This window comes from Hyphococcus sp. (assembly GCF_041986965.1).
In the GTDB taxonomy this organism is placed as follows: domain Bacteria; phylum Pseudomonadota; class Alphaproteobacteria; order Caulobacterales; family Parvularculaceae; genus Hyphococcus.
In genome coordinates this window covers 1,323,356-1,346,536 of sequence record NZ_JBHIXB010000001.1, presented here as the reverse complement: position 1 = coordinate 1,346,536, position 23,181 = coordinate 1,323,356, and the positions used below count along the sequence as shown (strand labels likewise).

Genomic DNA, 23,181 nt, shown 5'->3' with positions numbered 1-23,181 from the left:
TGCGTTTTATTGGTTTATCTGTCCGAGCGGCATGTCCAGCTCGACAGCGCCTCTTTTTCTGTACACGAAATTGTCAGCGTTGCGCAGATCGACATATTCGAGCGGCTCGTCAAGCAAGCCGGTTTTCGCTTCGATGCGCGACAGATAATGCATGGCGTCAGCCAGATCCTTTTCAGGAAACCGGACCTCGACCCCATCTTTGGTTTTCAAATTCCAGCGCCGGTCGCTAACGCGGATCAGCGCGGAAACACGGCGCTGAACATCCGGCGCGCTTTGCAGCACCTGCAACATTTCCGTTGCGGCGCCCGGGGCGCCGGCGCCGACAATCAGCGGCAAGTCGGAATATTCGTAAGCACTCACTTCGCGAATGACCGCGCCCTGATTGTCAATGAGATGGAGATTGCCGGACAGTTGCCAGACCGCCGCGGGCTCCCGCTCACGCACGGAAACATGCACTGTATTCGGCAATAAACGCGAAACCGCAGCCGTACGCACCCAGCCAAGCTCCTCCACCCGGGCGCGGGCGCGATCCGCATCGAAGTGGACAATCGAGGACCCGACAACCGGGCCTACTGCGGATAAGAGATCGTCTTCTTCGGTTTTGGAAAATCCGCGCGCCGTAATCCGCGTGATTTCAAACCCGGCGCTGACGGCGCCGGCGTCGGCGACCCGATTCAGTTTTTCGCCGAGCAACCCGATATAGCCGCCCGCCCAGAGAAAGCCGAGCGCCACAACGGCGACCAGAAGCGAGCCCGCCACCGCCGCGCGCGACATGTTGGTCCACACCGCAGCAAGGCGGTCAAAAAAGCCGCTCGGCTTTTTACGCGACTTGCGGCGCGATTTTGCGGGCGTTTTCTTTTTTACCTTTGGCATGATGCGTCCTCCACCATCCAGGCGCAAAGCTCCGGAAATGAAACGCCGAGATGGCCCGCCTGCTCCGGCGCAAGCGACGTGGCGGTGAGTCCCGGCTGGGTGTTCACCTCAAGGCAATAGACCTGTTCGTTTTCGGCGTCAGGGTCATAGCGGAAATCGGCGCGCGAGACGCCCCGGCACCCGAGGGCGTTATGGGCGCGCAGGGCGAGATTGAGGCAACGTTCGGTGATCGCGTCCGGCACATCGGCCGGCAACACATGTTTCGACCCGCCGGCCGCATATTTCGCTTCATAATCGTAAAACTGGAGCGCCGTCGTGATTTCCGTGACGCAAAGGGCGCGGTCGCCCATGACGGCGACGGTCAGCTCGCGGCCGGGAATGAATTTTTCGACCAGCACTTCCTCACCGAGCGACCACTCTTTCGATGTCAGCTCCGCGGGGGGGCGGTTGTCGCCCTTGCGCACAATATAGACGCCGACAGAAGAGCCTTGCGCGTTCGGCTTCACCACATAGGGCGGCTCCATGACGTGGCCGCCGGCGGCCTCGCCGCGCGAAACGATCTTGCCGAAGGGAGACGGGATATTCGCGTCCTCGAACACGGCTTTCGCGCGCTGCTTGTCCATAGCGAGAGAGGACGCCAGCACGCCGGAATGGGTGTAGGGAATGCCCATCACTTCCAAAAGACCCTGAACGCAGCCATCCTCGCCCCATTGGCCATGAAGCGCATTGAAGACGGCGTCGGGTTTGGCTTCGGCGAGGCGCTGGCCCAGATCGCGCTGGGCGTCGATCTCGAACACATCGTAACCGGCCTCTGAAAGCGCCTTCGCCGCCGCAGCGCCGGAATTCAGCGAGACTTCGCGCTCCGGCGACCAGCCGCCTTTAATGACGGCGATGCGGTTATAGCGTTTGCTCACTGGTCCGGCTCTCCTATGCGCTTGATCTCCCAGTGCAACTCAACGCCGGTCTTGGTTAACACATCTTTACGAAGTGACTCGATTAGCGCCTCGAGGTCCGCCGCGGTCGCTTTTCCGCGGTTGATCATGAAATTGCAGTGCTGCTCGGAGACCTGTGCATCGCCTATGACGCGGCCGCGGCCCCCGATTTCATCGATCAGCTGCCAGGATTTCCTGCCGCCGGAGGTTTCCGGGTCCGGATTGGCGAAAGTCGACCCGCCCGTGCGCTCACGGATCGGCTGGCTTTCCTCGCGCATTTCGCTGATCTGGTCCATGCGCTTCAAAATCGCGGCGGGTTCATCCGGGCGCCCCTCAAAGGTCGCGCTTGTGAAGATAAAATCCTCCGGCGCCGAGCAATGGCGATAGGAAAACCCAAGACCGTCCTTCGACAGAATGCGACGCCTGCCTTTGCGATCATAAGCGACAGCGGCGACCAGCACGTCTTTCACCTCGCCGCCATAGGCGCCGGCGTTCATGGCGATCGCGCCGCCGATCGTCCCCGGCACACCACGAAAAAATTCTAGCCCCGCGACGCCGGCCTGCGCCGCCGCTTTCGCAACCTGCGCATCAATGCAGCCAGCGCCGGTGGTGACGCGCATGCCCGACACGCTCACCTGTCTGAAAGGCGAACCGAAACGGATGACGACACCGCGCACGCCGCCGTCGCGCACGAGCAGGTTCGAGCCAACGCCCATCACATGAACCGGAATCTCCTCCGGCGTTTCTTTCAGGAAGTGCGCGAGGTCGTCTTCATCGGCGGGCGAGAACAAAACATCCGCCGGTCCACCGACACGAAACCAGGTGAGCGCGGAGAGGTCTGCGTTTTCGGTATATTTCCCGCGAACGGTGGGAAGGTCTTGGACAGTTATTTGCGCCATTACCCGCGCGCCTTGAGTTCACCCGCCAACGCATTCGCATGTTTCGTGATGTCGCCTGCGCCAAGGCAGATGACATAGTCGCCCTCTTCCGCCACATCGGCGATGACGCCCGGCAGATCATCGAATGATTTCAACGCGCGCGCGCCCTGATGGCCATGACTTTCAAGACCGGCGACAAGACTGTCGCGATTGTAGCCTTCGAGCGGCGCCTCGCCCGCAGCGTAAACATCGGCGATGAGCGCAATATCCGCCTCGTTCATGGACGCGCAGAACTCGTCAAACAAATCCTTCAGACGCGAATAACGGTGCGGCTGCACGACGGCGATGACCTTGCCCTTGGCGATATTGCGCGCCGCGCGCAGGACCGCTGCGATCTCCGCCGGGTGATGGCCATAATCATCGATGATATGAACGCCTTTCCACTCGCCCGCCGGAGAGAAACGGCGTTTGACGCCCGCGAATTTGGATAGCCCTGATTTAATCTGGTCGTTGCTAGCGCCGAGCCGTTTGGCGACAATCGCAGCAGGGAGCGAATTCAGGACATTATGCGTGCCCGGCATGGGCAGGCTGACATTTTGAATACGGTCGATTTCCTGGCCGCGCTCGCGGAAGATGATGTCGTAATGGCTGGCGCCGTCTTCATGGCGGATATTGGCGGCGCGCACATCGGCCTGCGGATTGACGCCATAAGTGATCAGGCGGCGGTCGGTGACGCGGCCCACCAGCGCCTGCACCTCCGGATGATCGAGGCAGACGACGCCGAAACCGTAAAACGGCGTGTTCTCGATAAAGCGGTCGAACGCCGCGCGGAGTTTTTCAAACCCGCCCCAGTGATCCAAGTGCTCCGGGTCGATATTGGTGACAATGGCGACGGTTGTCGGCAGGCGGATGAAGGTGCCGTCGCTTTCGTCGGCTTCCACCACCATCCAGTCGCCTTCGCCGATGCGCGCATTGGCGCCATAGGCGTTGATGACGCCGCCATTGATGACGGTGGGATCGAGGTTCGCTTCATCAAGCAGCGCCGCGACCATGGTCGTCGTCGTCGTCTTGCCATGGGTGCCCGCAACGGACACCGTCCATTTGAGGCGCATCAATTCGGCAAGCATGTCGGCGCGTTTAACGACCGGAATATGCCGAGCGCGCGCCGCGGCGACTTCCGGATTGTCGCGCTTGATTGCGGTTGAGATAATCACCGCATCGGCGCCTTCGACATTCTCCGGTTTGTGGCCGATGACGACGGGAATGCCCTTTTCACGCAGGCGCTGCACATTGGCGCCGTCGGCGACGTCGGAGCCGCGCACATCATAGCCGAGCGTTCGCATCACATCAGCGATGCCGCTCATACCGATGCCGCCGATCCCGACAAAATGCACGACGCCCGCGCCGAAGGGCAGGCGCACCTTGATCGCCGGTGGATCCAGTTTTGAATATTGGTCTTTACCCGTCATAATACTCTTTACTCAGGCCGCCGCTTTTTTCGCGACGATGTTCTCGACAAGATCGGCGAGCGATGCGCTGGCGCCGGATTTCACTGCGCCTTTCGCCTTCGCCGCCATGGATTTCAGCCGCTCCGGATTGGCGAGCAAGGCCTCCAGCGGCGCGGCGAGTTCATACTGATTAAACTCATTTTCCGGCAAAATCACGGCGGCGGTTTTATCCTTTAGCGCCCGGGCGTTGCCGGTCTGGTGGTCATCCATGGCGATGGCGAGCGGCACGAGGATCGAGGGCCGGCCGATGGCGGCAAGCTCCGTCACCGTGGACGCGCCGGCGCGGGAAATGACGAGATGCGCCGCCGCCATACGTTGCGGCAAATCCGTGAAAAACGGCGCGACCTCAGCGCGGACGCCCGCGCCCGCATAGCCGGCCTTTACGACCTCGATCTCTCCTTCACGCGCCTGATGGGTTACGACGAGGCGGCGCCGCAAATCTGACGTTAAATTCGCAATCGCCTTCACCGGCGCTTCGGAAAAAATGCTCGCGCCCTGACTGCCCCCAAAAATGAGGAGATGGATATCGCCTTCAAGCGGCGGGTAAGGCGTGTTCGCGACGGCGTTCACCGCATCGCGCACAGGATTGCCGACCTCAATCGTTTCAACGCCCGCCGGTAAGTTTTCCAGATTGGGAAAGGCGTGCGCCGTGAAGGCCGCCCCTTTCACTAGCATTCTGTTCGCCCGGCCGAGAACGCCATTTTGTTCGTGAACGCCGTAAGGGATTTTCATCATCGCCGCCGCCTTCATGGCTGGCAACGAAGGATAGCCGCCAAACCCGACAGCGGCGACCGGTTGTCTTTTTTTGAATTCGCGCAGCGAAGTGAAAAGCCCGGATGCAATCGAGATCGCCGCCGCCGCTTTCGCCACCGGCCCGCCAATGGAAGGCGTCGCTGCAGAAATCTCAAACCGCTCATCCGCCGGAAAATTCTGCGCATAGCGCGCGCCGCGCGCATCAGTCACGAGCAGCACGCGATGGCCGCGCCGCTTTAGCTCCTGCGCCAGCGCTTCGGCGGGAAACAGATGCCCGCCCGTGCCGCCGGCGGCGAGCGCGATGGGGCCATCCATCCTCACGGCATGATGTCCTTGCGGCGGAAAACGCCCTGATGCGTGCGGGTCAGCGCGAAAATAAGCCCGACCGTCAGCCCTGTCGCAAGCAACGACGAACCGCCATAGGAAATGAACGGCAGGGTCATGCCCTTGGCTGGCAACGCACGAAGGGAAACGCCGATATTGATGATCGCCTGAAACCCGATGATCGCCGCAAGACCCGTCGCCGCGCATTGCGCGAAGACGCTTTTCAGGCCCGCCGCCACCGCCATAATGCGCGCGGTGAAAATCGCAAACAGCATGATGATGAGAAGCGCGAGCAGGAACCCGAACTCCTCTCCCGCCACGGCGAAAATGAAATCCGTGTGCGCGTCGGGGAGCATGGCTTTCACCGGCGGCGCATCCCCCCGGCCAATAAGCCCGCCATTGGCGATCGTTTCCATGGCCCGGTCCACCTGATAGGTTTCGGTTCCATCCGGATTGAAAAACCCGTCGACGCGCGCCGCAACATGATCCGACAAATAATAGCCGGCGGTGAGCGCGCCCATACCGGCGGCGCCGAGCAGACCGATCCACAACCAGCTCCATCCGGCGACGAAAAACATCACCGCCCACACGGCAGTGATCAGCGCCCACTGGCCAAAATCAGGCTGGAGCAACAACAGCAATGCAAAAAACCCGTATATGCCAATGGCGATGGCGCCGCCGGGAAATTTCGGATCGCGCGCGCCTTCAGCCATCATCCAGGCGGCTGCGATGACAAAGCCGGGCTTGGCGAATTCCGAAGGTTGCAGCGACATGCCGCCCAGATAGAGCCAACGTTTGGCGCCATTCACTTCGGTTCCAAAGAGAAGCAGGAAAATCATCAACGCCAGCGCGCCCAAGAACACGACCACGCCAAGCCGGCGCGCCTGCAGCGGCGTCGACAGCGCAACGACGGTCATAATCATGAGCGACGGGCCCATAAACAACAATTGGCGCAACGGAAAATGGAACTCGCTGCCAATATTCTTCCGCAACGCCGCCGTAGGCCCCGCCGCCATCAAAACAACGCCGCCGATGACAATAATGAGAAACAAAACGCCCAGCGCCGGACGGTCTATGGACCACCACAGGCGCGCAAACGGGGACGTATCAAGTCGCGACAAACGCCTCACGCCGCTTCTCCATTGGTTGCGGAAAGCTCGGACACGAAATTGCGGAACGCGTCGCCGCGCTCTGCGAAATTCTTGAACTGGTCATAAGATGCGCAGGCCGGGGACAGGAGAACGACGGGGTTTTTCGCCTCCGATTTCGCCGCATCCTTCGCCGCCGCAACGACCGCTTTTTCCAGATCACCGCACTGCACGCATTTGACAGCGTCTTTAAGTTGCGTTTCGAATTCCGTCGCGGCTTCGCCGATGAGATAGACCGCCTGAACCCGGTCAAGAAGCGGAAGAAGGCTTTCAACGCCGCCGTCTTTCGGCTTGCCGCCGGCGATCCAGAAAATATCCGTAAAGGCGACAAGCGCGCGCGCCGCCGCATCGGCGTTGGTCGCTTTTGAATCGTTGATGAACAATATTTTTCCGTTGCGGCCAACCTCTTCGATCCGGTGGGGCAACCCTTCGAAACGAAGCGCCGATTTCACCGCAAGCGCCGGATCGACGCCAAACTTTTCACAGACGGCGACAGCAGCAGCAGCGTTCTGTTGATTATGGACGCCGCGCAGGGATCGCGCCCGGGTCAGGTCGCCAGCAAGAGCAGTCTTGCCGTCAAGGTTGTAATAAACCTTGTCTTCAAGCGCATAGACGCCGCGCCCGAGCGCGCTCCCGGCCGACACGGGCCTCACCGCGGCGGGGCCGCGCGCCATCAGCTCGGTGCAGACGCCTTGGGCGTAATCATCGTCAACGCCGATAACCGCGAGATCCTCCGCCGTCTGATTGAGGAAGATGCGTTTTTTCGCGTCGAGATAGCCGTCAACTGAGCCGTGCCGTTCGATATGGTCGGGCGAGAGATTCAAAAAGACAGCCGCATTCAGCCGAAGGGAATGGGTCAGGTCGAGCTGAAACGACGACAGCTCCAAAACATAGATCGCATCATTTTCGAACGCCGGCAGAGAAAGCACAGCCTCCCCGATATTGCCGCCCACATAGGCGTCTTCGCCCGCCTGTTTTAAAATATGGCCGATCAGCGCCGTCGTCGTCGACTTTCCGTTGGAGCCGGTGACGCCGATAACGCGCGGGCGCGCCCGCGGTTCAAGCGCATTCAACGCCCGCGCGAACAATTCCGTATCGCCGATGACCTCAACCTTTTCCAGTTTCGCCTTCCTGACAATCGCATGAGGCTTTGGATGGGTAAGCGGCACACCCGGCGAAACGATGACCGCTTCAAGCTCTTTCCACGGCCAGTTTTTAGGATGCTCGCAGCGATATTCCGTATCGGCGACCTTGTCGCGCGCCTGACGATTTTCGTCGAAAGAAAAAACCTGGGCGCCAGATTTCGCCAGCGCTTCGCACGTCGCGACGCCGGAAACGCCGAGGCCGAAGACGCCGAATTTCTTCTTCTTTACGTCAGGGATCAGGATCATCTTGGCCCTACCGCAATTTCAAGGTTGCAAGGCCGATCATCGCAAGCACGAAAGCAATAATCCAGAAACGGATGACGATGGTGGATTCTTTCCAGCCGAGTTGTTCAAAATGGTGATGGATCGGCGCCATACGGAAGACACGCTTGCCTGTCAGTTTGAACGACGCGATCTGGATCATCACCGACAAGCCTTCCAGCACAAAAAGGCCGCCGACAATTGCGAGCACGATCTCGTGTTTTGCAGCGACGGCAATCGTGCCGATGGCGCCGCCGAGCGCCAGCGACCCCGTGTCACCCATGAAGATCGCCGCGGGCGGCGCATTGTACCAGAGAAAACCGAGCCCGGCGCCAATGATGGCGCCGCAAATCACCGTCAACTCACCAACGCCCGGCACAAAAGGAACGCCGAGATAATTGGCGTAAATCGCGTTGCCGACAAGATAGGCGATGAGAGCGTATGCGCCCGCTGCGATCATCACCGGCACGGTCGCAAGCCCGTCGAGCCCGTCGGTGAGGTTGACCGTGTTGGAGGCGCCGACAATCACGAACGCCGCAAAAGGAATGATGAAAATGCCGAGCGGCACACCCGGCGCCTTGAACCAGTTCTCAAAGATGGAGAGCGGCACGAAAGGAACGCCGACCGATGTCGCCAGCCCCGCCGGCGCATCGGGCGCCTGGGAAAGAGCGTCCATGCACATCCAGGCGGCGAGCAGCGCCACGGCGAACTGGACAAGAAGCTTCAGGCTGCCGACGACGCCGTCAGACGACTGCTTGGTCACTTTCATATAATCGTCGATAAACCCTAGCGCGCCAAAGGCGAGCGTGACGCCCATGACGATCCAGACATAAATATTGTCGAGGCGCGCCCATAGAAAAGTGGCGATGGTCAGCGACAACAAAATCAGGATGCCGCCCATGGTGGGCGTGCCCGCTTTTTCGATGATGTGCGTTTGCGGGCCGTCAGTGCGGATCGGTTGTCCGCGGCCCTGCTTGCGCCGCATCCACCGGATCAGCGACGGCCCCATTAAAAATGAAATGATCAACGCCGTCATCACCGCGCCGCCTGTGCGGAACGTCAGGTAATTGAATAGGTTGAAAAGTTGGAACTGATCCGCAAGCGGGGTCAGCAGATGATACAACATTTAAGTCCGGCTTTCCTTGTTTTCTTCTTTGTGGCCGCTTTCTTTCAGCGCGCGCGCAACGGCGCTGACTTTCGACGCGTTCGATCCCTTGACCATGACGACATCTCCGGGCGCGACAGCATCAAGCACAGGCCCCACAAGGCCGACCGCGTCGCCGGCGTGAAGGCCGCGCATGTCAGGCGGCAGCGCATCCCAGAGATGGCGCATCAATTGGCCCGCTGCGTAAACCCGGTCAACCTTCGCCGCAACAAGTTCGCTTACAAGTTTTTCATGCAGGGCGGCGCTTTCCGGCCCAAGCTCCAGCATTTCGCCAAGAATGGCGATCCTCCGGCCGCCCCCGTCCGGATTGCCCTGACCGGGCTCGGAGGCGCCGAGAAGACCGATAGCCGCCGCCATGGAGGCCGGATTGGCGTTGTAGCTTTCGTCGATCAAGGTCGCCATTCCGCCTTCGACCGCTATTTGCGTCCGGGCGCCTCGGCCTTCGGAGGGTGTGATGCCCGCCAGGGCGCGGATCGCGCCGTCAAGCGGACACCCCACCGCATCGGCGGCGGCGAGCGCAGCGAGCATATTGGTCGCCTGATGGCGGCCGGGGACGCCCGCAAAAAATTCGATGGTCTCACCCTTGATCTTTGCTTTCAGCTTCGCACCGGCGCCCTCCGCCTTGTAGTCGAGCAATTGAAAATCAGCGCCGTCTTTTTCGCCAAAGGAAATGAAGCTCGCGGCGCCCGCCTCCTCCGCTCGTTTTTTAAGGAGCGGGAAGAATTCATTATCAAAGGGCAACACCGCGACGCCGCCGGACGCCAGTCCGGAGAAGATCTCCGCCTTCGCTTCGGCAATCTCCTCAACGGACTTGAAAAATTCCAGATGCGCCGCCGCGACCGTCGTCACAATGGCGGCGTGTGGGCGCACAAGTCCCGTTAATGGCGTTATCTCACCCGGATGATTCATGCCGATTTCAAACACGCCGTAATCGGACCGCATGGGAAGGCGCGCAAGGGTCAGCGGCACACCCCAATGATTGTTGAAACTCTTGTCCGCAGCATGAACAACGCCGTCGCTGCCGAGAACCGCGCGCAGGATTTCCTTAGTGGAGGTTTTACCGGCGCTTCCCGTCACCGCGACGCGCTTGCCGAAATTGCGGGTGCGCGCTGCGCGGGCGAGATCGCGCAAACCTTCCAGCGTATCCCCAACCACCAGCAAAGGCGCGCCTTCCGGCGCATCTTCCGGCGCCCGCGCCACCAGCGCCGCGGAGGCCCCGGCCTCGAAGGCGCTCTTCAGAAACTCATGCCCGTCGCGCGCATCGCGCAAGGCGACGAAAATATCGCCCGGCTTTAATGTGCGCGTGTCAATGGAAACACCGCCAGCCGACCACTCTTCAGCCGTCCAGCTTTTGGGGTCCCCGCCGCGCGCACATAAGGCGCCGCCTGTCGCAGCGGCGGCCTCATACGCATTCCACAGATTGTCCAGCATTTCTTTCACCATCACCCGAGCTCCTTCATCCGATCCGCAACGGCGTCGCGCGCAACGCTCGCATCGTCGAACGGAAAGATCTGATCCCCCACCTGTTGCCCCGCCTCGTGCCCCTTTCCCAAAATCAGAAGCACATCCCCCTCGTCGAGCATTGCAACCCCCGCTGCAATCGCTTCACCCCGGTCGCCGATTTCTTTTGCGTCCGGACATCCTTTCAGAACCTCTGCACGGATCGCAGAAGGGTCCTCTGTGCGCGGATTATCATCCGTCACAATCACAAAATCCGCATTCGCCTTGGCCGCCGCGCCCATGAACGGACGTTTCGTGCGGTCGCGATCGCCGCCGGCGCCGACGATGGCGATTACGCGGCGCGGGGCGTGGGGACGGATCGCCTTGAGCGCCGTCGAAACAGCGTCAGGCGTGTGCGCATAGTCCACATAAACGCCGCCGCCGGCCGCTTCGGCCACAAACTCCATGCGCCCCGGCGCGCCTTCAAGATTGGCGAGCTGCACCATAACGTCGCCGCCCTTGGCGCCGGCGCCAATCGCGATCCCGGCGGCGAGCAGCGCATTTTCCGCCTGAAACGCGCCGATCAAGGGCGGATCGGCGCGATAGACATAGCCGCCGCATTCAATCTCAAGGGCCAGCCCGCTCATATGCGGCTCACAACGCACGAGTTTGATGTCGCGCCCGTTCCACCCCGTCTGCACGGTCGGTATGTTGCGCGCGCGCGCAATCTCGATAATCCCTTCCGCGCCCTCGCCATCCATATTCACGATTGCCGTTCCGCCCTTCGACAGAAGACCGGAAAACAACCGGCCTTTCGCCGCGAAGTAATCTTCAAAAGTCGGATGATAATCGAGATGGTCCTGCGTGATATTTGTGAAGGCCGCGACGCGAAAATGAACGCCGTCGGCGCGATGCTGGGCGAGGCCGTGGCTCGATACCTCCATCGCGAGATGCGTGACGCCGGCGCGGGCCATGGCGTCCATGGTTTCGTGCAGGATGACGGGGTCCGGCGTCGTATGCGCCAGCTCACGTTCGTAAACCCGGGACTGCGCACCGAGCGTGCCCATACTGCCTGCTTCATAGCCCAGCAGAGTCCAGAGCTGCGCCGCAAAACGCGCGGTCGATGTCTTGCCATTGGTGCCGGTTATTCCGGCGATCACTTCTGGCTGACGCGGGTAAAAGCGCGCCGCCATTTGCGCGAGGCGCCGCCGCGGTTCGGCGTCGGCAATCACCGGCAATTTCGACGTGACGCCGGGCGGCGCCAAGATTGCGGCCGCGCCGTTTTCCTCCGCCTGCGGGATAAATTTGGCGCCATCGGCGTTGACGCCCGGCAAGGCCGCAAACAGAAAACCGCGCGAGACGGCGCGGCTGTCAGCGGTCAGCCCGTCAATCTGCGGATCGGGCGTGATCGTTTCATAGGCGAGTTCGGATAGCCTCATGGGGCGCCGCCTCCCCTGTTGGCCCCTCTTTTGGCGCCCGTTTTCTCGCTCGCTTGCGTCGTGAGCTTCGCTTCCCGGCGAAGCGCCGGCGGTGCGCCTGTTACGAAAGAAGCGAGCGCTGTCGATTCATTGACTGTTGAAAGCCCAAGCAGCGGCGCAGCACGCTCTACAAACCGTGAAAAGGCCGGCGCTGCGTTCCAGCCTGCGGTTGCGTAGCCATAGGTCCCTTCCGCCGGCTGCGGATTGTCATAGGTAATAAGGATCGCATAGCGCGGCGCATAACCCGGAACAGCGCCGACAAAGCTCGCGATGCGCGCATTGGTCTGATAGCCGCCAGTGAGCGACCGCTTGTCCGCCGTCGCTGTCTTGCCGATCGGGAAGAAGCCGTCCGCTTCGGCATAGCTCGCCGTGCCGTCCGTGATAACGCGGCGCAGAATACGCCTCATGGCGGCGCTTGTGTCGTCAGAAAAGACACGGGCGCCGTCCTCTTGCTGCGCCGATGCAAGAAAATGCGGCGTGCGGTAGACGCCGCCATTCACAACAGCGGAAAAGGCCGCCAACAAATGCAGGGGCGTCACAGCTATGCCATGCCCATAGGAAATTGTCGCCGTCTCAACAGGCCCCCACTGCCATGGCAGCTCAGGCTCACGGTTTTCCGCAATCTCGATCGGCAGCGCCGAAAACAACCCCAGCGCTTGCAAGTAGCGCTGTTGTTTTTCCGCGCCGAGATCGAGCGCCATGCGCGCAGCGCCGATATTGGACGAATACTGCACCACTTCAGACAGGCTCAGGATACGGTTCTCACCGTGAAAATCCGTAATTCGCCGGTCCGCGACTTTGAAACTTCCGCGCGCATCATAGGTTGTCGACTCCCGCCCGAGCCCTTCTTCGATTACCGCCGCCGCTGTAAAACTCTTGAAAGCGGAGCCGAGCTCATAGCGGTCATAGGTGGCGCGATTGCGGCGGGAATCCGCCCCGAAGGCGCCCGGCGCATTGGGATCGAAATCGGGCAGGCTCGCAAGCGCAATCACCTCGCCCGTCTCCACATCCATGACGGCGCCCCAGGCGGCTTCCGGCGTGAATTTCTCCATGTCGGCCGCAAGCTCTTCTTCAAGGATCTGTTGCACGCGGATGTCGATGCTCGCGCGCATAGGGCCTTTGCCGCGAAAACGGTTGGCGGTTTTTTCAAGCCCCATGACGCCGCCCTTGCCAGGCTCGTCATGTCCGATCACATGGGCGGCGAGCTCACCTTGAGGGAAAAAGCGTTTCACACGCGCAGCGAAACGCACGCCGGGAAGCCCAAGATCGAAAACCGCCTTGCGTTCCGCGGGCGTTAAATCGGCGCGCACTTCCACATAACGGCCCTCGGCCAGCTTTTCTTCAAGCCCGACAATATCAATGTCGGGAAGCACGCCAGCCAGTTTTTCCGCCGCCTCTTTTGCATCCCAGACTTCATTGCCCGCCACTTCGAGCGCGATCACCGGCACATCGACGGCGAGAAGCGCGCCATTGCGATCGACAATTTCAGCGCGCGGCGCATCGGCCTGCGGCGCCGAAGCGTAATTGCCTGCGGGCGCCAGGCCGCCAAAGGAAATAAACGCCAGCCGCACACCAAGAGCTGCAAACACAAACACAAAAACCGAAGCGCACATCATGATGCGCGTACGTGCGCGCTCTGCGACACGTCCCCGCGCGCCCGTCGCGCGAACTTTTAACGCCTTGGCGTCGGATTCCGCGTCGCCAGCCTCTGCGATGAGATAGGCGTTCGGCTTTGCTCGTTTTGGTTTCCTCGAAAACACCGGCGGGGCTTTCTATGTCTGGCCCTTTTGAGGCGTGAAAATCCTACTGCGCATCCGTCAACTGCGCCATGGCGAGCGCATGAAGGATGACGTCGCTTTCCGGCGCGGGCGCGTCTTCTTCAGCCACATAGTCCGCATCGCCGAGAAGCGCGGCAAACTCACGCGCATTCACAAGCTGCGCGCTGTCGGACGGGCGAAGGTCAGTTTTCGTTCCGGCGACTTTCGCCAGCCGGTCAGGATTTTCAAGATAGGCGATTTCCGCCCGCAACATCTGGATCGAGCGCAGCTCTTCGACCTGGCTCGTTTCAGTTTGTTGAATATCCTCGCGCAATTCGCGCACAGACACTTCTGCGCGATATCGCCCGAAAGCCGCCGCCGCCAATAGCACGCATAAGAATATAGTTGTTATACGGATCATTTTATTTCCCTCCGTGCATAAATGATAGTCTAATCTCTTTGGGCGCGCCAAGGGCGTCGCCATCGGGCGCAGGAGGCGCCTCGGTCCTGACGCCAGCGCGCAACTTCGCAGAGCGCGCGCGCGGGTTTTGGTCAGTTTCTTCCTGCGCGGGCTCAACAGCACGCGGATAAAGAAGCTCGAATGACGCCGGCGGCAAATCCTCGGGCGGCAAATGCCGCGATCCGCCGCGCTTGCCTTCCGTACGGCCCGCAAGGAAACGTTTGACGATCCGGTCTTCGAGCGAATGAAAGGCGACAACCACAAGCCGTCCCGCAGGACGGAGCAGTCGTTCCGCCGCGCGAAGTCCCGCAATCAACTGGCCGAGCTCATCGTTGACGAAAATCCGCAAGGCCTGAAAGGCGCGGGTCGCCGGATGAATCTTTTGGCGCGCCGCGCCCGGGGTCGCTTTTTCGATGATGGCGGCCAGCGCCGCTGTCGTCGTAATCGGCGCCTTTTCACGCTCGCGGATGATCGCGCGGGCAATGGCGCTGGCGCGGTTTTCCTCGCCATAACGGCGGAAAATGGCGGCGAGATCCTGCGCATCGGCGCGGGCGATAATATCGGCGGCGTCCGGCTTGCCGCCATCCATCCGCATGGACAAAGGCCCGTCATAGCGGAAAGAAAAGCCCCGCTCCGCCTCATCCAGTTGCATCGACGACACGCCGAGGTCAAAGACGACGCCGTCCACCATCTCAACGCCTTCTTCGGCGAGCGCTTCGCGCATTTCTGCAAAAGGCCGGTTGATCAGGAACAGGCGTCCGGCGAACTCCTTCGCCCATTCCTTCGCGCGTTCGATCGCCGTTGGGTCACGATCAAATCCGTAAACGGTGCAATCGGCGGCGTTCAAAATCGCACGTGAATAGCCGCCGGCGCCGAAGGTCGCGTCAACATAAACGCCGCCCTTTTTCGGCGCGAGGGCGGCCACAACTTCCTTCAACATGACGGGCGTATGAGGCGCAGACGCGTTCATTCGGCGCCTCCATTCGCTGTTGGATTACGCAGAGAGCGCTTCGCCTCATTGGCGATCTTTTTCGCCGCATCCAAGGGCGCAGAGAAGAGCTCCGGATTCCAGATCTGGAAAGACCGGATATGGCCGGCGAACAACGCCTTGCCATTGAGCTGCGCATGGGTGCGCAAGTCTTCGGGCAGATTGATGCGGCCCTCAGGGTCGGTGTTGACGGGCGTCATCTGAGTGGCGATGGCGCGCTCAAGGGCGATGCGCTTTTCGGAATAAGGATCGAGGTCCTCAATCATCTCCAGGAGGTAGTCGATATATTCAGCGCCGCCGCATTCAAGGCACGGCTCCTCCGTCGACGGAAGACAATAGATGACATTCTCGGTCGCGAGATCGAGCACACGCCGGAACGCCGCCGGCGTCGCCAGGCGTCCCTTCGCATCGATCTTGTTGACATAGGACCCAAAAAACCGGGCCCCGGCCCCGCGCCGCATGCCGTTCCCTCCGCATCGGCGCGCGCAAATTACGCCCGCGCGCGCGCCGTCTCGCACCCGAAATTTGGGCTTTCATGGGATAACATGGGAATTTATGGGCGGTCAAAGGATGAATCGCCTTGGACCGCGGTTTTCTCCCGGTGATTACGGAACAGAAACAGAACATCTGCGAATCACTTCGCAGCAAGAATCGGTAAACACCGGTTAACAAAAGGTGAATTTTCCACGCCCTGTGTGGAAAAGTTTCAGCGGTCAGGCTGAACAGCGCAGTTTTGCGGCCGCCCGGAAAAAAAGCGGCGCTGTCGTGACGCCGGTTTTGACCATCAGATTTTCAAGCCGGCGCGCGCTGTCGGAAGCGATCGTGAGCTTCTTTTGCACGGCTTCCTCGGCCTGCTCATAGGTCGTCAGCATCGCTGCAAGTTTCAGGCGACGGCTCGCATGACGGTCCCCGGCGTCCGTGCGCGCCTTCCCGTCCAACTGCGCCAGAGAAAGCTCCGCCGCTTTTCGCGCACTCTTGAGATCGGCGAGATCTTCGCGCAACGCCGCATGCTCTTCGCGCGCAAGCCGCAACAGTCTGACAAGCGCAGTGTGTTCTTTTTTGTCGCCGACCATGCCTGCCCCTTCTATCGCCATTGAGCGACGCTTCGCGATGGCTGTCCAACATTTCCGCGCGAAAAAGCTGGGTCCAACCTTCACACTCATCAGCCTGTAAAAAAGGACAAGCTATTTCGAATGCGATATGACGCCTGACGCGAAAGCTATTGAGCTCTTAACAGCTCGTGCTTAAAGACCGGTGAATTGGTGAACCGCTTTAACGTCAAAAAAGTCGAACATGCTTAATGACAGCGCCCGCAAATCAAGCAAACACTGGGGCTCGCCAGTAACAAGTGTTTTCGCGGCCTTAAAAAGCCCCCGATAAAGCAGCGAATTTGATTCATGCTGTTAACCATTATGAAAGCTATCGTCGTTAACTTCCCGGCGACAACACGAAAAGAGCGCGATGTGTTCGAGGGGAACAGAGCGCCAATAGGAGACGGACTATGCGGGTTCTGCTGATCGAAGACGACGGCGCCACGGCACAAAGCATCGAACTGATGCTGAAGTCAGACGGTTTCAATGTTTACACCACCGATCTTGGTGAAGAAGGCGTCGACCTCGGTAAAGTCTACGACTACGACATCATCCTTCTCGACCTTAACCTGCCGGACATGACTGGCTTTGATGTGCTGAAGTCTCTGCGCGTCGCCAAGGTCAATACGCCGATCCTTATTCTTACGGGTCAGGGCGACATCGAAACGAAAGTGCGGGGCCTCGGCTTCGGCGCTGACGATTATATGACGAAGCCCTTCCACAAGGACGAACTCGTCGCGCGCATCCACGCCATCGTGCGCCGCTCGAAGGGCCATTCGCAATCGGTTATTACGACAGGCCGCCTTGTCGTTAATCTCGATGCGAAAACCGTTGAGGTCGCCGGCCAGCGCGTCCACCTCACCGGCAAGGAATATCAGATGCTGGAGCTTCTCTCGCTCCGCAAGGGCACCACGCTGACGAAAGAGATGTTCCTCAACCATCTCTATGGCGGCATGGACGAGCCCGAACTCAAAATCATCGACGTGTTTATCTGTAAGCTGCGTAAAAAACTCGCCGCTGCGACACAAGGCGAGCATTATATCGAAACAGTCTGGGGGCGCGGCTATGTTCTTCGCGACCCGCAGGAGGAAAAAGCCCAATCCGTCGCGTAAGTCTCCCACGATTATCGCGACGTTTATTCTAGCCTTGCACCAATGAAAAACGCCCCGGAAAAATCCGGGGCGTTTTTTTTGCTTTCAACAAGCTTGCTTACGCCGCGCTTACAGCTTCTTCCATCGCCAGCACGGTTTTTTTCCGCGCGACGCCCCAGCGATAATTGTGAATGACGCCGGAAGAGAGGATCACCCGGTGACAGGGAATAAGCACTGAAATGAGATTTGCGCCCACGGCCGCGCCTACCGCGCGATTGGCCTTCGGCTTGCCGATGTTGGACGCAATGTCGCCATAAGTGCAACGCGCGCCATAGGGGATTCTCAATAATGCTTCCCAGACTTTCAACTGAAAATTCGTGCCGCGCACATGAAGGCGCAAAGGCTCGTCGAGCTTGCGGTTCAGCGCGAAGGCAAAAGCCTGCGCCGCGAACGGCGCCACATAGTCCCTGTCTTGAACAAATTCCGCCGCTTCCCAGTCATGGGTCATTTCAGCGAGGTGCAAGTCATCGCCCCCGTCTTCAGCGAAACTCATCCAGCAAACGCCTTTGTCTGTCGCCGCGATGAGAACCCGGCCAAGCGGCCCGTTAAGAAACGCGTAACGAATGACGAGCCCCTGCCCCCGGCGGCGATATTCGCCCGGCGTCATCGCCTCGGACGCAAGAAACAAATCATGGAGCCGCGACGAGCCTGACAGTCCGGCGGAAAAGGACGCGGACAACACATCCTCCCCCTCAGCCAGCGCGCGTTTGGCCTCCTGCGCTGCGAGATATTGCAGGAAACGCTTGGGCGAAACACCGGCGCCGGCCTTGAACATGCGCTGGAAATGCGCCGGAGAGAGCCCGACATGGGCCGCCGTCTCCTCAAGACCGGGGTGGGTCTCCGCATTGGCGGTGAGAAAGTCGATAGCCCTGGCCACAGGCTCCAAAGTCTCGAAGCGAATGGCGGGGTTTATGGAAGAGATCGTGTTCATGCGCCTATTTATGCGGGAAAAAGCGCTCTGCGACACCCGAATCTTGCGGGTCCGGCCCCCTTCTTTTACGCGCCATTAACCCTAATGGCGCCTAAATATCCACGCAACAATCCGGAGGAGATCCTCAAATGGAAGATCTCAATTATATTATCGGTATCGGTTTTTCCGGCGCAGATCTGCCTCGCGCCGTGATCCTCGCTTTCCTGTTCGCCATGTTCGCCCAGGGCAATGGCAACATCTGGAAAGCCGGCCTCCTGGCCCTGCTCATCGACCGCACGGTCTGGCCGATCGCGGCCATGGGCGCATCGGGCGCGGAGCTGCAATCCGTTTATGCGGCGATCGCCGGCATGGCGAAAACGTTCAAGGCTGACATCGGCATTTACATCGTCCGTTATATCGGACTGGTGCTGATGATCGGCGGCTTCCGCTGGATGCGGGCGGGCATTCACGGGATGTCGCCGAAAAAGGCCGCAGCCTAGATTGGGCTAGACTTTTTCGAACGCCGTTACGGCGTTAAGGCCGCCAAAGGCAAATGAATTGGAGAGCGCGACAGCAATGTCGCGCTTTTTTGCTTCATTGGGGACGTAATCAAGGTCGCATTCCGGATCGGCTTCATCGTAATTGACCGTAGGCGGAACAACGCCTTCACGCAGGGCGAGGATCGCCGTGATCGCCTCAATGCCGCCGGCGGCGCCGAGCAGATGCCCATGCATGGACTTGGTGGAGGAAACCGCAAGCGCATCTGCGCCAGAGCCGAAGACCGAGCGGATCGCCTTTGTCTCTGTCGGGTCGTTCAACAGCGTGCCGGTGCCATGAGCGTTGACATAAACGCGCGAGGGCTCGTCAATGGAAATATCCTTAAGGGCGAGGTTCATGGCGCCCGCCGCGCCATTGACGTCAGGATTGATCATATCCTTGCCGTCGGCGTTCATGCCAAAGCCGGAAAGACGGCAAAGAATGTCGGCGCCGCGCTTTTTGGCGTGCTCTTCTTCTTCAAGCACCAAAACACCCGCGCCTTCACCAATAACGAGGCCTTTGCGGTTTTTCGAAAACGGCCGGCAAGTCTCATCGGAGAGGATGTGCATCGCCTTCCAGGCTTCAAGCGCGCCATAGCAGAGGATCGCCTCGCTGGCGCCGGCAAAGGCGACATCGGCGGCGCCGGATTTGATCAGCTCCGCGCTGACCCCAATCGCATGGGCGCCGGTGGCGCAAGCGCTGGATACGGCGAAGGCCGGACCGCGGACGCCGTATTTAATCGTAAGATGACTGGCGGCCGCGTTCGGAATGACTTTAAGGATCGTCAGCGGATGCGGGCGGCGTTCGCGACACAACATCGACACATAACCATTGTCGAATGTTGACTGTCCGCCAATCCCCGTGCCGATGATGCAGGCTGTACGCGCGCCCAGCGCCTCGTCGAATTCAAGACCCGACTGCGCCGCCGCCTCTTCCGCCGCAAGCGCTGCCAGCTGGGAAAACCGGTCGGCGCGCATCAACTGCGGGCTTAATTCCTTGATGCGATCTTCCAGCCCGTCGATTGGCGCAACGGGGAGCGTCAGCGAAAATCTGTCGGCGCTGTATTCACGTTCCTGAATGGCGCAACGCCCGGCGAAAAGTCCGTCGCGAAATTCCGCAACGCTGGCGCCCAGCGGCGTAACGGCGCCCAATCCCGTAACGACAACATTTCTACTCATTGGAGGCGGGCCATGCCTTGCATCTATTTCTTGATGAGTTTTTCGAGGGCGTCGATCAAATCGCCGACGCTCGCCATATCGCCGAATGGATTTTCATTGGCGTTGAACGGCACTTCCACGCCAAGCTTCTCCTCAACCTCATAAATGATTTCGACGACGGAAAATGAATCGATCCCAAGATCAGCGATCGGCGTTTCACGCGTGGGCTCGCCAGTGAGCCCAACCGCATGGTCCTTGATAATCTCGAGCAGGGTCGGTTCCAGTTCGGCCATTGATCACTCCATTCCTCCCCTTCGGTCTTAACCGACACCGCCGGAAATGCCTAGGCCGGAAGCTTTCCAGAACCGTCAATCCCTGAAATTCTGGTACTGAAGAGGCTGTTCGAGCTTCATTCCCTTGACGAAGGCGATCACTTCCTGAAGGTCGTCGCGCTTTTTACCGGTGACGCGCAGCTCCTCGCCCTGGATCGCAACTTGCACCTTCAATTTTTCGCCCTTGATCGCCTTGACGATTTTCTTGGCAAGTTCCTTGTCGATGCCTTCCTTGATCTTCACCTGCTGGCGCACGGATTGTCCGGCCGCAGGCTCTTCCTTCTGATAGTCGAGCGAGCCCGGTTCGATGCCGCGCTTTTGCATGTTGCCTTGTAAAATTTCATGCATCTGACGAAGCTTCAAGTCGTCATCGGCGAAGATCGTGATGACGCCGTCTTTCAATTCAACGGTCGACTTCGATCCCTTGAAATCGTAGCGCGTCGAAATTTCGCGCGTCACATTTTGAATGGCGTTGTCCGCTTCGGAAAGATCAACTTCGGAAACAATGTCGAAAGATGGCATGGGCTTGTCTCTTTTTCATTTCATCAAATCTTCGCGGGATTCAGGCGCTCCCGCAAGCAAGTCAACATAAACGCCAGACGGTCTGTAAGCCGGGTTCTGTACGCCTTGCGGCGCGACGACCATTCCTCTAGGCGCGCCATTGCTGACGCGCTCAAGCAACCAACCCGGACAGCTCGGCGCGGAAACACGCCTGCCCGCAAAAAGGGGCGCGCCATCCCTATTCGGTCTTGCTCCAGGCGGGGCTTGCCATGCCCGTCCCATTGCTGGGCCGGCGGTGCGCTCTTACCGCACCTTTTCACCCTTACCTCTATAAGAGGCGGTTCATTCTCTGTGGCGCTTTCCCTCAAGTCCCCCATTTTCAGGGCGACCCGGCCGGGCGTTACCCGGCGCCTTGTCTCCATGGAGCCCGGACTTTCCTCCCGCGGCAAAAGCCGCCGGCGGCCGTCCGACCGTCTGGCGGGGAGTGATGTGGCCGTCAAAGGGGATGAGGTCAAGGCTGCGCAACCCGCCATTCACGGCGCGGCCCGGGGGCCGTATACCTCCTGCATGAAGCGAATTTCCCTTTTCCGCCACGCGGAAGCCATCGACGGACCGCCGGGCATGGCGGATATCGACCGCCCCCTCACCGCGCGGGGACGGCAGGATGCGGCGGCCATAGGCGCCGTGATCGCCAGACGCGCGCCCCTGCCCGATGCGGTCCTGTGCTCGCCTTCCATCAGGACCCGCGAGACCCTCGATTGCGCGCACCTGCCCGGAGAGCGCGAAACCATCTTCAATCCGGCGATCTATCTTGCTCCGGCGAAACAGATCCTGGCGGCCATCAAGGCCCTCCCCGATTCCCGGACCCACATCCTCGTCATTGGGCACAATCCGGGCTTCCACGACCTTGCGCTGAAACTCGCAGAGCCAACCACCAGCGACGCCAACGCTCTTAAACGCGTGACGAAGAAATTTCCGAAAGGCGCCCTGGCGTCCTTCGAATTTGATGCCCCCGTATGGCGTGACATCGAGCGTAACGCCGGCCGCCTGACCGGCTTTACAAGGCCAAAAGATTTGCGCCGGCGATAAACTGCCGCTAGAGCCAAGCGCGTTTATGGCGGGCGATGATGGCGGCTCTTTATCATTATCAAAACGAGGCGGAGGTGATCCGCATCGGCGAGGAGTTTGCGGCGGCGCGCTTGCCCAAGGCGGAATGGACCCATGGCGCCCACTGGGCCGCCGCCTTCTGGCTGATCTCAAAGCGCCCGGACGTCAATCCCGAGCATGACATGCCGGGCATGATCCGGCGTTACAACGAGGCTGTCGGCACGCCGAACACAGACAGTGAGGGCTATCACGAGACGATTACGCAGGCCTCGCTGATCGTCGCCAGAGGCTTTATCGCGGCCAGTGGAGAGCATTCGCCTCTTCATGAGCTCTGCAATCGCCTCTTCGCCTCACGTTTCGGGCGCAGCGACTGGCTCTTCGAGCACTGGTCAAAAGAGCTCCTGTTTTCAGTGAAAGCGCGCCGGGATTGGGTCGCGCCGAACCTCAAGCCTCTGGCCGTGTGAAAGAGAAAATGGCGAAGAACGCGCAAGTCGCTTAGACTGCCTCAAAACAATGGGGGGCGTTCCTATGAGATTTCTTGCTGCACTGGCCGTTATCATTGTCGCGCTGTTGCATTTCGGCTTTCTGGCGCTCGAAATGTTCTTCTGGGATCATCCTGTCGGCCAAAAAGTATTTTCCATGACGCCGCAACAATCGGCGGAAACCGCCGCGCTCGCCGCCAATCAGGGCCTTTATAACGGGTTTCTCGCAATCGGCTTATTGTGGGGTGTGATCGCGCGCAAAACCGATGTCGTGATCTTCTTTTTGTTATGCGTGCTGGCCGCCGGGATATTCGGCGCTGTCACTGCAAAACCGACAATCCTGTTCATTCAGGCCGCGCCTGCCGTGCTCGCCCTTTTGCTCACGGCGGTCGCCGGGCGGCGCTAGCGCAAAACATCGTAAACAATTCATTGAGACTTTTGATCGGACTGCGCAGCAAACGATCAAATGAAATTAAAAATACTATCCTACTTGTCACCCGACCCACGCATTGGAAGTGACATGCAGACCCTGATCGAACGACATTTCGCCGCCCTTGGATTTCTCATCGGCGCCGGCGCCTCGGTGATTGTGCTCAATTTCCCGTGGTTCGCCTTCCTGTCGACCATACTGGTCTGGACGGCATTGCGGGCGCCGAAAGATTTCGGGTTTGGCCATCTGGCCAAGATCCCTTCAGCGCCGACAATTTCCGACGCCGCCTATGAAGGGCTGTGGGCCGCGGTCGCGATTGTGTTCGGCGTGACGATCTTGTTTGAAGGCGTAACGGCAGCCGTCTGGGTGTAGA

25 protein-coding genes and 1 other RNA gene are annotated in these 23,181 nt (G+C 59.9%); 6 read left to right on the top strand and 20 right to left on the bottom strand.

The genetic code is table 11. The features are described from left to right. Positions 1-6: 6 nt before the first annotated feature. The 15 genes from ACFC5L_RS06760 to ACFC5L_RS06690 form a co-directional block, all read right to left on the bottom strand. Entirely contained in the window at positions 7-873 is an 867-nt protein-coding gene (locus tag ACFC5L_RS06760; RefSeq protein WP_375201037.1) for a cell division protein FtsQ/DivIB, read from the bottom strand. Then, positions 861-1,787 (bottom strand): D-alanine--D-alanine ligase, encoded by a 927-nt coding sequence (locus ACFC5L_RS06755; protein ID WP_375201038.1) that lies wholly within the window; start codon positions 1,785-1,787, stop codon positions 861-863. The genes ACFC5L_RS06760 and ACFC5L_RS06755 overlap by 13 nt, the downstream gene beginning before the upstream one ends. After that, a complete protein-coding gene (gene murB / locus ACFC5L_RS06750; protein ID WP_375201039.1) occupies positions 1,784-2,704 on the bottom strand; it encodes a UDP-N-acetylmuramate dehydrogenase in 921 nt (306 codons plus the stop codon). Before murB ends, ACFC5L_RS06755 begins: the two co-directional genes overlap by 4 nt. Beyond that, on the bottom strand, positions 2,704-4,104 hold the full coding sequence (gene murC, locus ACFC5L_RS06745; protein WP_375202338.1) for a UDP-N-acetylmuramate--L-alanine ligase: 1,401 nt from the start codon (positions 4,102-4,104) through the stop codon (positions 2,704-2,706). The genes murB and murC overlap by 1 nt, the downstream gene beginning before the upstream one ends. 60 nt (positions 4,105-4,164) lie before the next feature. Further along, positions 4,165-5,259, bottom strand: coding sequence for a UDP-N-acetylglucosamine--N-acetylmuramyl-(pentapeptide) pyrophosphoryl-undecaprenol N-acetylglucosamine transferase (locus tag ACFC5L_RS06740; protein WP_375201040.1), 1,095 nt, complete (start codon positions 5,257-5,259; stop codon positions 4,165-4,167). Positions 5,260-5,261: 2 nt separating this feature from the next. After that, entirely contained in the window at positions 5,262-6,398 is a 1,137-nt protein-coding gene (locus ACFC5L_RS06735; RefSeq protein WP_375201041.1) for an FtsW/RodA/SpoVE family cell cycle protein, read from the bottom strand. Continuing rightward, positions 6,395-7,807, bottom strand: coding sequence for a UDP-N-acetylmuramoyl-L-alanine--D-glutamate ligase (gene murD / locus ACFC5L_RS06730; RefSeq protein ID WP_375201042.1), 1,413 nt, complete (start codon positions 7,805-7,807; stop codon positions 6,395-6,397). The genes ACFC5L_RS06735 and murD overlap by 4 nt, the downstream gene beginning before the upstream one ends. 7 nt (positions 7,808-7,814) lie before the next feature. Next, on the bottom strand, positions 7,815-8,948 hold the full coding sequence (mraY, locus tag ACFC5L_RS06725) for a phospho-N-acetylmuramoyl-pentapeptide-transferase (RefSeq protein ID WP_375201043.1): 1,134 nt from the start codon (positions 8,946-8,948) through the stop codon (positions 7,815-7,817). Next, on the bottom strand, positions 8,949-10,430 hold the full coding sequence (locus tag ACFC5L_RS06720; RefSeq protein ID WP_375201044.1) for a UDP-N-acetylmuramoylalanyl-D-glutamyl-2,6-diaminopimelate--D-alanyl-D-alanine ligase: 1,482 nt from the start codon (positions 10,428-10,430) through the stop codon (positions 8,949-8,951). It lies immediately after the preceding gene. Beyond that, a complete protein-coding gene (locus ACFC5L_RS06715) occupies positions 10,430-11,866 on the bottom strand; it encodes a UDP-N-acetylmuramoyl-L-alanyl-D-glutamate--2,6-diaminopimelate ligase (protein WP_375201045.1) in 1,437 nt (478 codons plus the stop codon). Before ACFC5L_RS06715 ends, ACFC5L_RS06720 begins: the two co-directional genes overlap by 1 nt. After that, positions 11,863-13,665 carry a peptidoglycan D,D-transpeptidase FtsI family protein gene (locus tag ACFC5L_RS06710; RefSeq protein WP_375201046.1) on the bottom strand — a complete coding sequence of 601 codons (1,803 nt, stop codon included), beginning with the start codon at positions 13,663-13,665 and terminating at the stop codon, positions 11,863-11,865. Before ACFC5L_RS06710 ends, ACFC5L_RS06715 begins: the two co-directional genes overlap by 4 nt. A gap of 43 nt (positions 13,666-13,708) precedes the next feature. After that, the gene (gene ftsL / locus ACFC5L_RS06705; protein WP_375201047.1) at positions 13,709-14,083 is read right to left on the bottom strand and encodes a cell division protein FtsL; all 375 of its coding nucleotides are present in this window, start codon (positions 14,081-14,083) and stop codon (positions 13,709-13,711) included. A gap of 1 nt (position 14,084) precedes the next feature. After that, the gene (rsmH, locus tag ACFC5L_RS06700; RefSeq protein ID WP_375201048.1) at positions 14,085-15,092 is read right to left on the bottom strand and encodes a 16S rRNA (cytosine(1402)-N(4))-methyltransferase RsmH; all 1,008 of its coding nucleotides are present in this window, start codon (positions 15,090-15,092) and stop codon (positions 14,085-14,087) included. Next, positions 15,089-15,571, bottom strand: coding sequence for a division/cell wall cluster transcriptional repressor MraZ (locus ACFC5L_RS06695; RefSeq protein ID WP_375201049.1), 483 nt, complete (start codon positions 15,569-15,571; stop codon positions 15,089-15,091). Before ACFC5L_RS06695 ends, rsmH begins: the two co-directional genes overlap by 4 nt. 252 nt (positions 15,572-15,823) lie before the next feature. Then, complete coding sequence (locus ACFC5L_RS06690; protein WP_375201050.1) at positions 15,824-16,204, bottom strand: hypothetical protein; 381 nt, start codon at positions 16,202-16,204, stop codon at positions 15,824-15,826. Positions 16,205-16,611: 407 nt separating this feature from the next. Here ACFC5L_RS06690 and ctrA point away from each other — a divergent pair, with 407 nt between their 5' ends. Beyond that, the gene (gene ctrA / locus ACFC5L_RS06685) at positions 16,612-17,313 is read left to right on the top strand and encodes a response regulator transcription factor CtrA (RefSeq protein WP_375201051.1); all 702 of its coding nucleotides are present in this window, start codon (positions 16,612-16,614) and stop codon (positions 17,311-17,313) included. 97 nt (positions 17,314-17,410) lie between these two features. On the opposite strand, the gene ACFC5L_RS06680 is transcribed toward ctrA, so the two are convergent. Further along, complete coding sequence (locus tag ACFC5L_RS06680; protein WP_375201052.1) at positions 17,411-18,283, bottom strand: bifunctional transcriptional activator/DNA repair enzyme AdaA; 873 nt, start codon at positions 18,281-18,283, stop codon at positions 17,411-17,413. Between the two features lie 128 nt (positions 18,284-18,411). Between ACFC5L_RS06680 and ACFC5L_RS06675 the strand changes: the two genes are divergently transcribed. Further along, a complete protein-coding gene (locus tag ACFC5L_RS06675) occupies positions 18,412-18,762 on the top strand; it encodes a hypothetical protein (RefSeq protein WP_375201053.1) in 351 nt (116 codons plus the stop codon). A gap of 6 nt (positions 18,763-18,768) precedes the next feature. Here the strand turns inward: ACFC5L_RS06675 and ACFC5L_RS06670 are convergent, their stop codons facing one another. The 4 genes from ACFC5L_RS06670 to rnpB all read right to left on the bottom strand — a co-directional run bounded on the left by ACFC5L_RS06670 (position 18,769) and on the right by rnpB (position 21,267). Further along, the gene (locus ACFC5L_RS06670; RefSeq protein ID WP_375201054.1) at positions 18,769-19,977 is read right to left on the bottom strand and encodes a beta-ketoacyl-[acyl-carrier-protein] synthase family protein; all 1,209 of its coding nucleotides are present in this window, start codon (positions 19,975-19,977) and stop codon (positions 18,769-18,771) included. Between the two features lie 23 nt (positions 19,978-20,000). After that, complete coding sequence (locus ACFC5L_RS06665) at positions 20,001-20,249, bottom strand: acyl carrier protein (RefSeq protein WP_375201055.1); 249 nt, start codon at positions 20,247-20,249, stop codon at positions 20,001-20,003. 75 nt (positions 20,250-20,324) lie between these two features. Beyond that, on the bottom strand, positions 20,325-20,810 hold the full coding sequence (locus ACFC5L_RS06660) for a YajQ family cyclic di-GMP-binding protein (RefSeq protein ID WP_375201056.1): 486 nt from the start codon (positions 20,808-20,810) through the stop codon (positions 20,325-20,327). Positions 20,811-20,879: 69 nt separating this feature from the next. After that, an RNA gene (gene rnpB / locus ACFC5L_RS06655) (RNase P RNA component class A) lies at positions 20,880-21,267 on the bottom strand. Positions 21,268-21,278: 11 nt separating this feature from the next. Here rnpB and ACFC5L_RS06650 point away from each other — a divergent pair. The 4 genes from ACFC5L_RS06650 to ACFC5L_RS06635 all read left to right on the top strand — a co-directional run bounded on the left by ACFC5L_RS06650 (position 21,279) and on the right by ACFC5L_RS06635 (position 23,180). Further along, positions 21,279-21,878 (top strand): SixA phosphatase family protein, encoded by a 600-nt coding sequence (locus ACFC5L_RS06650; RefSeq protein WP_375201057.1) that lies wholly within the window; start codon positions 21,279-21,281, stop codon positions 21,876-21,878. A 35-nt stretch (positions 21,879-21,913) separates the two neighbouring features. Beyond that, entirely contained in the window at positions 21,914-22,360 is a 447-nt protein-coding gene (locus tag ACFC5L_RS06645) for a hypothetical protein (protein WP_375201058.1), read from the top strand. Positions 22,361-22,424: 64 nt separating this feature from the next. After that, the gene (locus tag ACFC5L_RS06640) at positions 22,425-22,784 is read left to right on the top strand and encodes a DUF1304 domain-containing protein (RefSeq protein WP_375201059.1); all 360 of its coding nucleotides are present in this window, start codon (positions 22,425-22,427) and stop codon (positions 22,782-22,784) included. A gap of 114 nt (positions 22,785-22,898) precedes the next feature. After that, entirely contained in the window at positions 22,899-23,180 is a 282-nt protein-coding gene (locus ACFC5L_RS06635; protein WP_375201060.1) for a hypothetical protein, read from the top strand. The last annotated feature ends 1 nt before the right edge of the window (position 23,181 follow it).

Bases quoted from the DNA above. Each gene is read 5' to 3' on its own strand.
- ACFC5L_RS06760 (WP_375201037.1), bottom strand. From the start codon at position 873: ATGCCAAAGGTAAAAAAGAAAACGCCCGCAAAATCGCGCCGCAAGTCG.
- murB (WP_375201039.1), bottom strand. From the start codon at position 2,704: ATGGCGCAAATAACTGTCCAAGACCTTCCCACCGTTCGCGGGAAATAT.
- ACFC5L_RS06740 (WP_375201040.1), bottom strand. From the start codon at position 5,259: ATGGATGGCCCCATCGCGCTCGCCGCCGGCGGCACGGGCGGGCATCTG.
- murD (WP_375201042.1), bottom strand. From the start codon at position 7,807: ATGATCCTGATCCCTGACGTAAAGAAGAAGAAATTCGGCGTCTTCGGC.
- mraY (WP_375201043.1), bottom strand. From the start codon at position 8,948: ATGTTGTATCATCTGCTGACCCCGCTTGCGGATCAGTTCCAACTTTTC.
- ACFC5L_RS06720 (WP_375201044.1), bottom strand. From the start codon at position 10,430: ATGGTGAAAGAAATGCTGGACAATCTGTGGAATGCGTATGAGGCCGCC.
- ACFC5L_RS06715 (WP_375201045.1), bottom strand. From the start codon at position 11,866: ATGAGGCTATCCGAACTCGCCTATGAAACGATCACGCCCGATCCGCAG.
- ftsL (WP_375201047.1), bottom strand. From the start codon at position 14,083: ATGATCCGTATAACAACTATATTCTTATGCGTGCTATTGGCGGCGGCG.
- rsmH (WP_375201048.1), bottom strand. From the start codon at position 15,092: ATGAACGCGTCTGCGCCTCATACGCCCGTCATGTTGAAGGAAGTTGTG.
- ACFC5L_RS06695 (WP_375201049.1), bottom strand. From the start codon at position 15,571: ATGCGGCGCGGGGCCGGGGCCCGGTTTTTTGGGTCCTATGTCAACAAG.
- ACFC5L_RS06690 (WP_375201050.1), bottom strand. From the start codon at position 16,204: ATGGCGATAGAAGGGGCAGGCATGGTCGGCGACAAAAAAGAACACACT.
- ctrA (WP_375201051.1), top strand. From the start codon at position 16,612: ATGCGGGTTCTGCTGATCGAAGACGACGGCGCCACGGCACAAAGCATC.
- ACFC5L_RS06680 (WP_375201052.1), bottom strand. From the start codon at position 18,283: ATGAACACGATCTCTTCCATAAACCCCGCCATTCGCTTCGAGACTTTG.
- ACFC5L_RS06675 (WP_375201053.1), top strand. From the start codon at position 18,412: ATGGAAGATCTCAATTATATTATCGGTATCGGTTTTTCCGGCGCAGAT.
- ACFC5L_RS06670 (WP_375201054.1), bottom strand. From the start codon at position 19,977: ATGAGTAGAAATGTTGTCGTTACGGGATTGGGCGCCGTTACGCCGCTG.
- ACFC5L_RS06665 (WP_375201055.1), bottom strand. From the start codon at position 20,249: ATGGCCGAACTGGAACCGACCCTGCTCGAGATTATCAAGGACCATGCG.
- ACFC5L_RS06660 (WP_375201056.1), bottom strand. From the start codon at position 20,810: ATGCCATCTTTCGACATTGTTTCCGAAGTTGATCTTTCCGAAGCGGAC.
- ACFC5L_RS06645 (WP_375201058.1), top strand. From the start codon at position 21,914: ATGATGGCGGCTCTTTATCATTATCAAAACGAGGCGGAGGTGATCCGC.
- ACFC5L_RS06640 (WP_375201059.1), top strand. From the start codon at position 22,425: ATGAGATTTCTTGCTGCACTGGCCGTTATCATTGTCGCGCTGTTGCAT.
- ACFC5L_RS06635 (WP_375201060.1), top strand. From the start codon at position 22,899: ATGCAGACCCTGATCGAACGACATTTCGCCGCCCTTGGATTTCTCATC.